Here is an 11,104-nt window from a genome sequence, read left to right on the forward strand (position 1 = left end):
AGATCAGGTTGGCGAAGCTTCCTGTTGAAAAGATGCGCGAGCTGGAGCGCCGTTTCGGCGAGATCGAGGCGCGCATGTCGGAAGGCCCGGCCGCGGATGTCTATGTGAAGTTGGCGTCGGAATATTCCGAGCTGCAGCCGGTGGTGAAAAAGATCCGCGAGTATGAAAAGACCGTCGCGGAAGCGGCCGATCTGCGTGCCATGCTTGCCGACAAGGCGACCGACCGGGAAATGCGGGAGCTCGCCGAAATGGAGCTGCCGGAGGCGGAGACCCGGATCGAGGCGCTCGAAAAGGACATGCAGATCCTGCTGCTGCCGAAGGATGCGGCGGACGAGAAGAGCGCCATCCTGGAAATCCGGGCGGGGACCGGCGGCAACGAGGCGGCGCTTTTTGCCGGCGACCTGTTTCGCATGTACGAGCGTTATGCCAGCGCGCATGGCTGGAAGGTGGAGGTGCTTTCGGCCAGCGAAGGCGAGGCGGGGGGTTATCGTGAAATCATCGCGACGGTTACCGGGCGAGGGGTCTTCTCCAAATTGAAATTTGAATCCGGCGTTCATCGCGTCCAGCGCGTGCCGGATACGGAAACGCAGGGGCGCATCCATACCTCGGCGGCGACCGTCGCAGTGCTGCCGGAAGCTGAAGAGATCGACATCGAAATCCGCGCGGAAGATATCCGCATCGATACCATGCGGTCGTCAGGTGCCGGCGGTCAGCACGTCAACACCACAGATTCCGCCGTGCGCATTACGCATCTGCCGACGGGCATCGTCGTCACCAGCTCGGAAAAGTCGCAGCACCAGAACCGCGCCAAGGCGATGCAGGTGCTGCGGTCGCGGCTCTTCGACATGGAGCGGCAAAGGGCCGACAGCGAGCGCTCGGCCGACCGCAAAAGCCAGGTCGGTTCCGGCGACCGTTCCGAGCGTATCCGCACCTACAACTTTCCGCAGGGGCGCATCACCGACCACCGCATCAACCTGACGCTCTACAAGCTCGACAGGATGATGGAGGGCGAAATCGACGAGGTGGTCGATGCTCTGATCGCCGATTACCAGGCCGGTCAGCTTGCCCAGCTCGGCGAGCAACAGGGATGACGACGCTCGCCGCAGCCGTCGCGGAGGCGAAGAGCCGGTTTTCCGAGGCCGGCCTGCCGGATGCGGCCATCGAATCGAGGCTTTTGGTCGGCGGATTGCTCGCCCTAACCAGCACCGAAGTTTTCACCGGTGGAGAACGCGTCCTGACGGATGCGGAATTGGTGAGGATCGCAAAAGCTGTCGAGCGGCGGTTGAAACGCGAACCGGTGCATCGCATATTAGGATCACGTGAATTTCACGGGATGGACCTCAAGATCTCAAAAGAGACGCTGGAGCCTCGTCCGGACACGGAAGTCCTGGTGGATTGCCTGCTTCCCTATGTGAGGCAGATTGTCGCAGTAAAGGGCGCGGCACGCATCCTAGACCTTGGCACGGGCACCGGCGCGATCGCTCTGGCGCTGCTAAAGGAGGTGCCGGAGGCCTATGGAACGGGCAGCGACATCTCCGAGGATGCATTAAAAACGGCGGCGGAGAATGCAGCGCGATTGGGGCTGACGGAGAGGTTTGCCACGCTTACCAGCCACTGGTTCGACAAAATTCAGGTGCGTTTCGACATAATCGTGTCAAATCCACCTTATATACGTAGCGACGTTATCCCCGCACTGGAACCGGAAGTTCGGGATTTCGATCCCCCAGCGGCATTGGACGGAGGCCCTGACGGCCTTGAAGCTTATCGAGCGATTGCCGCAGGTGCAGGAGATTTTCTGGAAAAGGATGGCGTAATCGGCGTCGAGATCGGTTTCGATCAGAGGCAAGCAGTAACCGGGATTTTCCGCTCGGTCGGGTTTACCCTGGCGCAAGCCAGGCGTGATTACGGTGACAACGATCGCGTCCTTGTGTTTACCCGGAGCGACCTTTGATTTTGAACGCAAAAGAAAAGGCTTGGATTCACGCAGGAAGCGGGATAGCTTGCAAGGAACGCACTGGGGCGGCTGGGAATGAACAGCGATTCGTTCGGGTTTAAGGTCAACCCTTGATCCTGCTCTTTTCGGAGAGTTGCGAAGGTTGAGCAATTCCCGGTGCGTGATTCAGTTAATTTAAATGAGACAAGCGGCGGGACGCTTTGTTCGTCCTGTACGCGGCACGCGAAGTCTTGCTCCGGCCTTTGACCGGCGGACCGCGTGGCCCCTTATCAGCGAAGACAGAGAGTTGGTGAACGATAGATGAGGCCAGGACAGCAGAACAAACGCGGTCGAGGGCGCGGCAGCAACAATAACAACGGCGGCGGCGGCAACAACTTCAACCGCAAGGGCGGTAACCCTCTCAGCCGGACGTATGACAGTTCCGGCCCCGACGTGAAGATCCGCGGCACAGCCCAGCATATCGCCGAAAAATACGCAGCCCTTGCCCGGGATGCGCAGAGCTCCGGCGACCGCGTGATGGCCGAGAACTATCTGCAACACGCAGAGCACTATAACCGCATCATCGCAGCCGCCCAGGCGCAGATGCAGGACCGCTTCCAGCGTGACGATCGCGGCGACTTCCAGGAACGCGACGGCAATGCCGCCGACCAGGATGATTTCGAAGCCATGGACGCAGAAGAAGCCGGTTTCGGGCAGCAGCCTGCGATGGCCGGCGAAACCGCGCAGCCGCAGCAACAACAGCCACGCCGCGAACCCCGCGAGCAGAATGCTCAGGGTGGGGAACAGCAGCCGCGTGAAAACCGCCGCGACCGCGAACAGCGCCGCGACCGCCGCCAGGAGCGTCCTGCTCCGCAGGTTGCCGAAGCTGCTCCCGTCGTCGACGACGGATCCGGCCCACAGCCGGTGATCGAAGGTACTCCGGCGGAAGTGGCTGTCGAGGAAGAGGCTCAGGCCGAGGGCGCGCCGCGCGAGCGCCGCCGCCGCAACGCCGGCAGCCGTCCGCGCAGACCGCGCCGCGGTGAGGGCGCCGAGGAAGGCGAGGCTTCGAGTGAAGAGGCGCCGCCGGCGCTGGTGGAAGCAGCCGGCGAATAAACCCTCCGTCAACAGGCGGAACATCCAAGAACTCCGGTCCGATGGGCCGGAGTTTTTGGTTCCAGGGATGTCATGATGCGGCACCTTCACCTGGGCTTCCGGCCCATGCCCGCGCAACGGCACGCCAGGTTGCTGGTGGGCTGCCGAAGGCTCTCGAAAAGGCGCGATTGAAAGCCGCCTCCGTCGCATATCCGGCTTCATAGGCGATGACGGCGATCGCCTGTCCCGTCGTCGACAGCTTGACGCTCGCCAGATAGAGCCGCCAGTCGCGCACATACCGGATGGGCGAGGTGCCGAGCACCGTCTGGAAGCGCTCCGCCAGCACGCTGCGCGACATGCCCGATGCCGCCGACAAATCCTCCAAGGACCAGTCGCGTTTCGGATCGTCGTGGATGAGCGACAGGCAGCGGCAGAGCGCCGGGTCGGCAAGCGCCGCCAGCCAGCCGGTGGCCCGCGGTTCCGCCATCATGATCCGGTGACGCAGAATCTCGATGAAGATGATTTCAGTCAGCCTTGGCAGCATGGAAATCCCACCTGCGCGCGGGCTGTCGACTTCGTCCACCATCTGGCGGATTGTGGCCCGCAGCCAGTCGCCGTCGTTTGCGCCGCGCGTCCTTACATGGATCAGCTTCGGCAGAGCCCGCTTGAGCGGTGCAAAACCCAGCGCGTCGCATTGAAGGTAACCGCAGAGCAGCCTGACGCCCTGGCCGTCGCCACCATGCCGGATGACGGGAATTTGCCGCCATGGCTTCGGCGGCAATTCGCGGGTCGGGTTGATGAGCGAGCCGTCCGCCCCCGCGCCCAGCTGATGCCCGGTGCCGAAAGGAAAAACGACCACGTCGCCCGTTTCCAGCAGGGCCTCTTCCGCTTCCATCTTCAGCCAGCAATTCCCGGCGACGACGATGTGAAACGGTATCGTACCGCTCGGCCTTCCGGAGAGGCCTGCCATGGAGGGGGTTGCGTCCGTCTGCCAGTTTCCAGAGGGCATGAAGCAGAATTGAAGCGACCCGGAAAGGCGGATCGTCGACAGCAGTGCCGAGAGCACGTCGTCCCGCGCAACACCCAGAGTGTGATCAGGATTTTCGGACAAAGCTTCACGCATTTCGGCCAAAGACGGGTGTGGCCCGCCTTCCTACAGTGAAGAGGTTCAATTCAACTGTGGGAGGATACTATGCAAGCAGCAACTGACAAACTGGTGGTGCTGGTCACCAAGGGCATCGATTCCGAACTTTCGTCCGTCGCCTTCACGATCGCCAACGGCGGCATCACCGCGGGGCTCAAGGTCTCGGTCTTCCTGACCAGCGCCGCGATCGACCTGGTTCGCAAGGGCGGGCAGAAGATGACCCATGTCCCGCCGCTCGATCCGCTTGCGCAATCGATCGCCGATTTCCAGAGCCGCGGTGGCACCATCTGGGCCTGTCCGCCCTGCGTAAAGTCTCGCGGCTACGAGCAGGACGACCTTCTCGACGGCGTCGTCGTGGTCGGCGCGAGCGCGATGCATGCCGAGATCAAGGAGGGAGCGGCGACACTGTCGTTTTAACGGCGGCTAGTGCGGGGAAGGATGTTGGCACGGTCTTAACGTCGCAGGATTTGAAGCCTGCTTTCTTGTCCGCTTCTACCCGAAGCAGGCACTTCCCCGCCATCCTGGCGACGAGCAAACCGCTATCGTGAGGCAGATAGTTCCGCATCAAACTCCTGTTCGAACGCTTGTTTCTTGCCCACAACAAATTTCCGGTATCCCTCGGGATCAACCCAAGCGGCAGGGCCATCGGAAGCAACCTTCTTTAACTTACCCTGCATGTCGAAATACTCTGTATGGTGCCCGAACCACATATCGGGCTCCAGCATTTCCTGGAAATGATGGGTCTTGCGATAGTCCCGAGATATTCCCGGGTAGCTTGGACGGTCAGTCGATACCCTGTAGCCGGGATTGAACCCACCGCCATCGGGAAAAACCACCTTGTATGCCTTGCCGCCCTCAACGATCTGTGTGACCCAAGTTGTCGATCCTCGGGTGTGGCCGGGGGTATTAAAAGCAGTTAGAACGACGTCCCCTAACGCAACGGTATCGCCGTCTCGCAATATGCGATCTACCTTGACCGGTTCGAACCCCATGATCTGCCAGTCGGCGCCGTAGTGAAAATCCGACTTTCCACCGTCCTCCATCTGAGCGATATCCGGCTCCATTACAGCCAATTTTGCGTTGGAAAGCTTCTTGAGGTGTGCGAATCCGCCCGAGTGATCGGAATGTGCGTGGCCATTAATCATGATCTTGATATCTTCGGGTCGAAAGCCGAGCTTTCGTATCGATCCTTCAACCATGGGACCGGAAGTCGGATCGCCGGTGTTCAACAAAATGTTGCCTTCGGTTGTGACAAACAGGAAGGAACTCAGGCCCTGTGTTCCGACGAAATAGAGGGGGCCGGCGATATGGAATGGCTCCTGGGGATCACGCCAGCGGAGGAATTTCGTCGCCAGTTGGATGAAGAGATTGTTGTCCTTCGCGAGCGTCTCCTTGGTGATACCACTCTTGGCTATTTCCTCTTTGGTGAGGTTCATTTCAGTCGAAACGCTTTCTTGTGCCAGGACGGAGCCGTTGACGCTGGAAAGGCAGCATACGGTTGCTAGAGAGAGGAACAAGGATCGGGACGGGTGCATTGCACGGGCTCCTGATTGGCCGGTGAAGTTGCACCAGCAATATATCACACGCGCGGTCTCACAGCTACCGGAGCCGTTTTATGAATTCCGCGCTTAGAAGAATGCTGATGGCTTAGGCCCGAAGCCGTCTCCTTCTGCCGACCAAGTCGTTACGGTGGTTCCTCGTCCTCTTCTCGCGAGGGACGATGAAAAGCTCCTCCGCAGGTCCTTTAAATCGGAAAAAACGCTTACCATATCTCCAGCAACGCCGAGCGATCGGCAGGGCTCGCCTTTGAGGGAGCTCAATCTCAATCATCGGCTTGTGCCTTATAAAGGGCAGGTCGATCACTGGAGGTCAGAGAATGAACATCGAAAAATATTCCGAGCGCGTCCGCGGTTTCCTGCAGTCGGCCCAGACACAGGCTCTGGCTTCGGGGCACCAGCAATTTGCCCCCGAGCACGTGCTGAAGGTCCTGCTCGACGACGATCAGGGCATGGCGTCCTCGCTCATCGAGCGCGCAGGCGGCAATGCCAAGGAAGCGCGCATCGCCAACGATGCCGCCCTTGCCAAACTGCCGAAGGTTTCCGGCGGCAGCGGCGAGATCTACCTTTCCCAGCCGCTCGCCAAGGTGTTCTCGACCGCCGAGGATGCCGCCAAGAAGGCTGGCGACAGTTTCGTGACCGTCGAACGCCTGCTTCTTGCGCTTATCATCGAGAGTTCGGCTTCCACCGCCGCGACGCTGAAAAAAGCGGGGGTGACCGCCCAGGGCCTGAACCAGGTCATCAACGATATCCGCAAGGGACGGACGGCCGACAGCGCCAATGCCGAACAGGGCTTCGAGGCGCTGAAGAAATATGCGCGCGACCTGACCGCGGAAGCCCGCGACGGTAAGCTCGATCCGGTCATCGGCCGCGACGATGAAATCCGCCGCACGATCCAGGTTCTTTCCCGCCGCACTAAGAACAATCCGGTCCTGATCGGCGAACCGGGTGTCGGCAAGACCGCGATCGCCGAGGGCCTGGCGCTCCGGATTGTCAACGGCGACGTTCCCGAGAGCCTCAAGGACAAGAAGCTGATGGCGCTCGACATGGGCGCGCTGATTGCGGGCGCGAAATATCGCGGCGAATTCGAGGAACGGCTGAAGAGCGTTCTGAACGAGGTGCAGTCGGAAAACGGCGAGATCATCCTGTTCATCGACGAGATGCACACGCTGGTCGGCGCCGGCAAGTCCGAAGGCGCGATGGATGCGTCCAACCTCCTGAAGCCGGCGCTTGCCCGCGGCGAGCTGCATTGCGTCGGGGCGACCACGCTCGACGAATACCGGAAGCATGTGGAAAAGGACGCAGCCCTTGCCCGGCGTTTCCAGCCGGTCATGGTCGACGAGCCGACGGTCGAGGACACGATCTCGATCCTGCGCGGTCTCAAGGAAAAATACGAACAGCATCACAAGGTCCGGATCTCGGATTCGGCGCTTGTCGCGGCTGCGACGCTTTCCAATCGTTATATCACCGACCGTTTCCTGCCGGACAAGGCGATCGACCTGATGGACGAAGCCGCCTCGCGGCTGCGCATGCAGGTGGATTCGAAGCCCGAGGAACTGGACGAGCTCGACCGGCGCATCATGCAGCTGAAGATCGAGCGCGAGGCCCTGAAGAAAGAAACCGACAGCGCCTCGGCCGATCGGCTGCAGCGTCTCGAAGGCGAGGTAACTTCGCTTGAGGAGCAGGCGGATGCGCTGACGGCCCGCTGGCAGGCGGAAAAGCAGAAGCTCGGTCTTGCCGCCGACCTGAAGCGGCAGCTTGACGAAGCCCGCAACGAGCTGGCGACCGCCCAGCGCAAGGGTGAATACCAGCGCGCCGGCGAACTGACCTATGGCGTGATCCCGGATCTGGAAAAGCGCCTCGAGGATGCCGAAGCCAAGGACAATTCGACGAATGCCATGGTGCAGGAAGTCGTGACGCCTGATGCGATCGCCCATGTCGTTTCCCGGTGGACGGGGATTCCGGTCGACAAGATGCTGGAAGGCGAGCGCGAAAAGCTGCTTCGCATGGAAGACGAACTGGCGAAGTCCGTCGTCGGCCAGGGCGATGCCGTGCAGGCCGTTTCGCGCGCCGTCCGCCGTTCGCGCGCCGGTCTGCAGGATCCGAACCGGCCTATCGGGTCGTTCATCTTCCTCGGTCCGACCGGTGTCGGTAAGACCGAGCTGACGAAGTCGCTCGCCCGCTTCCTGTTCGACGACGAGGCCGCGATGGTGCGCATCGACATGTCGGAATACATGGAAAAGCACTCCGTGGCACGCCTGATCGGTGCGCCTCCCGGTTATGTCGGCTACGAAGAAGGCGGCGCGCTGACGGAAGCGGTCCGCCGCAAGCCTTACCAGGTGGTGCTGTTCGACGAGATCGAGAAAGCGCATCCCGACGTCTTCAACGTTCTCCTGCAGGTGCTCGATGACGGGCGGCTGACGGACGGGCAGGGCCGTACGGTCGATTTCAAGAACACGATCATCATCATGACCTCCAACCTCGGCGCGGAATATCTTACCAGCCTGCGTGAGGGCGAAGATGTCGACAGTGTTCGCGACCAGGTGATGGACGTGGTCAAGGCTTCTTTCCGGCCGGAATTCCTGAACCGCGTCGACGAGATCATCCTCTTCCACCGCCTGCGCCGCAGCGAGATGGGGGCGATTGTCGATATCCAGATGAAGCGGCTTCTCAATCTGCTTGCTGAGCGCAAGATCGGTATCGATCTCGGTCAGGATGCCCGCGAATGGCTGGCCGAGAAGGGTTACGATCCGGTCTATGGCGCGCGGCCGCTGAAGCGGGTGATCCAGAAATACCTGCAGGATCCGCTTGCCGAGCAGATCCTCGGCGGCCAGATCCCGGATGCTTCGACCGTAGCGGTCGGTTCGGGTTCCGACCGGCTTCTGTTCCGCGTCAAACGGGACGTTAGCGAGGCGGCGTAAGGCCAAGCGAACAGACAAAAAGCAAATGGCGGCTTCGGCCGCCATTTTCATGTCCGGGATCGGGAGGATTACCGGCTGGCGACTTCGTCTGGCGGCTGGGTGTTGAGGAGGGCGTCGATACGCTTGCGTTCCTCTTCGAAACGGACGAGCGCCTTGCCGCTCAGCGAGCTGCCGCCGGGAAGACGGACCTTCATCGGATCGACCTTGGTGCCGTTGACGATCAGCTCGTAGTGCAGATGCGAACCGGTGGATTGGCCGGTCGAGCCGACATAACCAATCACCTGGCCCTGGGTTACCTTCGCACCTTCGCGAATACCGGACGCGATCGCGCTCTGGTGGTTGTAGGAGGATTCATACCCGTTCGCATGCCGGATGATGGTCTGGTTGCCGTAACCGCCGGAATCCCAGCCGGCTTTTTCCACCACGCCGTTGCCGGCGGCGATGATCGGGGTTCCGCGGGGGGCTGCCCAGTCTACGCCGGTATGCAGGCGCGCGTAACCGCCAAGAAGCGGATGGCCGCGCATACCGAAGCCGGAGGTCATGCGGCCGTTGGGGAGCGGATTGCGCAGCAGGAACTGCCGTATGCTTTTTCCGTTCTCGTCAAAATAGTCGATCGAATTGTCATCGGTATTCTGGAAACGATAAAAGCGCGTCGACGTTTCGCCGAAATGGGCGTCCACGAAGAGAAGTTCAGAATTCTTGTCCGCCTGGCCCTTTTCGTCGGTGACGGAGAAGAAGGCTTCGATCCGGTCGGTCGGCTTCAACTGTGCCTGAAGATCGACATTGCTCGCTAGCAGCTTTACCAGCAGGCCGGTCATCTCCTTGCTCATGCCGTAGGAGAGGGCGGCGCGATAGATGCCGTCATAGACACGCGGCAATTCCCGGCCGGTGACGATCTGCGGCGGCTGCTCGCTGAAGGCAGAGGCGACCGCATCCAGCATCGGCGGCTCTTCGCCATCCACGAACCGACCATGGTCATCAAGCGCCACGGTCACCTCATGCCGGCCTTTCCGGTAAAGGCTGGCGCGGACGACCAGAACCATGTCGCCTTGCTGGATCACGCCGATGCGCAGCACGTCGCCCGGGCCAAGATCGGCTTCGCCGAGGCGGGACTGCAGGTAACCGGATATTTCGCGAGCCTTGCCCTCGGGGTAACCGACCTCGGTCATCGCCTGGGTTACGGTTTCGGGCTTGCGGACGGGAATGATGTCGTCGGCATATTCGCGTGTACGGGAGGTGATCGGTTCCGGCGCCGAAACCGATATGTTCTCCTCGACGATCCGCGCCGAAAGCCCCGCCGTTATGTCGACGCCGCCATCATCGTCCTTGGAAGAGAAACGCTGGGGGTCGACATAATAGAGGGCGGAAAGCTGGGTATTGCCGTCGGTGAGGACGGAACCGTTAGAGCGGACGTTTTCCTCCACTTCCTCGAGCGTCATCGTCGGCGCATAGGCATAGGCGCTGCCCTTTACCGGAAAGGCGATGGTCTGAAGGCTGACTTCGGATTCGACGTTGGAGCCATAGATGGTGCCGGCGCGGGCCGCTGGCGGAGGAGGGGTTTCGCTGGAGGAGAAGATCGTCAGCGGATCGAAGTTCGGATAATCCTCCTGCGCCACGTGATTGGCGGCAAGCGTCATCTTCACATGGGCAAAGGGCCGCCGGCGCACGACCTCCTTGCTTCCCTCATGGGCGACGGTGGAGACCTCCAGGATCTTCCGGTCGGTCGGCATTGCGACGATATTGCCGGCAAGAAGCCGTTTGCCGCGGGAAGCGCTGTCGGAGTCATTGGTCGGGATCGAGGCGGAAGCCTCCGCGGGGATGGCAAGCTGCTGGCGCCCGTCGAGGGCGGCAAACAAAGCGACACCCATCAGGATCGAAGAGGTTATGCCGGTCAGAAAGGTGCCCGACAGCCAACGGAGCGAAATCTCCCGGCGATCCGGAGCACGACGGCCGTCGGCGAGGATCGGCGGTTCGTTGCCGAGTGAGCGGAGCATGCTGCGGGCCGTGATCATGCCAGTCTTAAGCCAGTTCCCTGATACTCGTTAATACCGCATGCAGAATAGACATTCTGCCTTTGGAACCTTGGGCCAAACATGTGCCCGTTTCAAACAGGAGAGTCAAATCGGCCAGGTCGCAAAGGCGTGCATTGCTTGAAATCGGCCTGCGAATCCCCATCTACTCTCTGGTAACCATGAGATTGTGATCTTGTCGGGGCAAATTTGGGGCGCCCGCCCATTGGCGGCCGTCTCGCGGGCTTTGCGACGGCATTGCAGTTCCAAAGGGGATAGGGTTTTTTCGGCGTTTTCCCGAAACTTTCCAGAGAAATCAGCAGGTTATGATTTTTCTGGAAAATTCCAAATCAAGCCTGTTGACTTGTTTGTGGGCATGGATTTATAACCCCGCTCACTGACGAGGGCGGCGGCGCTGCTGGCGACGACGACTTTCGTTCTGAAGAAAT

Annotated in this window: 8 protein-coding genes; 5 read left to right on the forward strand and 3 right to left on the reverse strand. The window is 60.8% G+C overall.

All coding sequences use genetic code 11. From position 1 onward, the window contains the following. The first annotated feature begins 8 nt into the window (after positions 1–8). From prfA to EDE09_RS13525, 3 genes are all read left to right on the forward strand, one after another. The gene (gene prfA, locus EDE09_RS13515) at positions 9–1,091 is read left to right on the forward strand and encodes a peptide chain release factor 1 (RefSeq protein WP_105372633.1); all 1,083 of its coding nucleotides are present in this window, start codon (positions 9–11) and stop codon (positions 1,089–1,091) included. Beyond that, on the forward strand, positions 1,088–1,951 hold the full coding sequence (gene prmC / locus EDE09_RS13520; RefSeq protein WP_132410963.1) for a peptide chain release factor N(5)-glutamine methyltransferase: 864 nt from the start codon (positions 1,088–1,090) through the stop codon (positions 1,949–1,951). The genes prfA and prmC overlap by 4 nt, the downstream gene beginning before the upstream one ends. A 303-nt stretch (positions 1,952–2,254) precedes the next feature. Then, the gene (locus EDE09_RS13525) at positions 2,255–3,046 is read left to right on the forward strand and encodes a DUF4167 domain-containing protein (protein WP_132410965.1); all 792 of its coding nucleotides are present in this window, start codon (positions 2,255–2,257) and stop codon (positions 3,044–3,046) included. Positions 3,047–3,116: 70 nt separating this feature from the next. Here the strand turns inward: EDE09_RS13525 and EDE09_RS13530 are convergent, their stop codons facing one another. Continuing rightward, entirely contained in the window at positions 3,117–4,148 is a 1,032-nt protein-coding gene (locus tag EDE09_RS13530) for an AraC family transcriptional regulator (RefSeq protein WP_132410967.1), read from the reverse strand. A 69-nt stretch (positions 4,149–4,217) separates the two neighbouring features. On the opposite strand from EDE09_RS13530, the gene EDE09_RS13535 reads away from it, so the two are divergent. After that, positions 4,218–4,586: a DsrE family protein gene (locus EDE09_RS13535; protein WP_132410969.1), complete on the forward strand. Its 369-nt coding sequence runs from the start codon at positions 4,218–4,220 to the stop codon at positions 4,584–4,586. A gap of 122 nt (positions 4,587–4,708) precedes the next feature. On the opposite strand, the gene bla is transcribed toward EDE09_RS13535, so the two are convergent. Next, complete coding sequence (gene bla / locus EDE09_RS13540; protein ID WP_245505135.1) at positions 4,709–5,704, reverse strand: subclass B3 metallo-beta-lactamase; 996 nt, start codon at positions 5,702–5,704, stop codon at positions 4,709–4,711. Positions 5,705–6,045: 341 nt separating this feature from the next. Between bla and clpB the strand changes: the two genes are divergently transcribed. Next, the gene (clpB, locus tag EDE09_RS13545; protein ID WP_132410971.1) at positions 6,046–8,646 is read left to right on the forward strand and encodes an ATP-dependent chaperone ClpB; all 2,601 of its coding nucleotides are present in this window, start codon (positions 6,046–6,048) and stop codon (positions 8,644–8,646) included. A 68-nt stretch (positions 8,647–8,714) separates the two neighbouring features. Here the strand turns inward: clpB and EDE09_RS13550 are convergent, their stop codons facing one another. Beyond that, positions 8,715–10,658, reverse strand: coding sequence for a M23 family metallopeptidase (locus EDE09_RS13550; protein ID WP_132410973.1), 1,944 nt, complete (start codon positions 10,656–10,658; stop codon positions 8,715–8,717). Positions 10,659–11,104: the final 446 nt, after the last annotated feature.

The organism is Neorhizobium sp. S3-V5DH, assembly GCF_004343065.1.
GTDB lineage: Bacteria > Pseudomonadota > Alphaproteobacteria > Rhizobiales > Rhizobiaceae > Neorhizobium > Neorhizobium huautlense.

Bases quoted from the DNA above. Each gene is read 5' to 3' on its own strand.
- prmC (WP_132410963.1), top strand. From the start codon at position 1,088: ATGACGACGCTCGCCGCAGCCGTCGCGGAGGCGAAGAGCCGGTTTTCC.
- EDE09_RS13525 (WP_132410965.1), top strand. From the start codon at position 2,255: ATGAGGCCAGGACAGCAGAACAAACGCGGTCGAGGGCGCGGCAGCAAC.
- EDE09_RS13530 (WP_132410967.1), bottom strand. From the start codon at position 4,148: ATGCGTGAAGCTTTGTCCGAAAATCCTGATCACACTCTGGGTGTTGCG.
- EDE09_RS13535 (WP_132410969.1), top strand. From the start codon at position 4,218: ATGCAAGCAGCAACTGACAAACTGGTGGTGCTGGTCACCAAGGGCATC.
- bla (WP_245505135.1), bottom strand. From the start codon at position 5,704: ATGCACCCGTCCCGATCCTTGTTCCTCTCTCTAGCAACCGTATGCTGC.
- clpB (WP_132410971.1), top strand. From the start codon at position 6,046: ATGAACATCGAAAAATATTCCGAGCGCGTCCGCGGTTTCCTGCAGTCG.
- EDE09_RS13550 (WP_132410973.1), bottom strand. From the start codon at position 10,658: ATGATCACGGCCCGCAGCATGCTCCGCTCACTCGGCAACGAACCGCCG.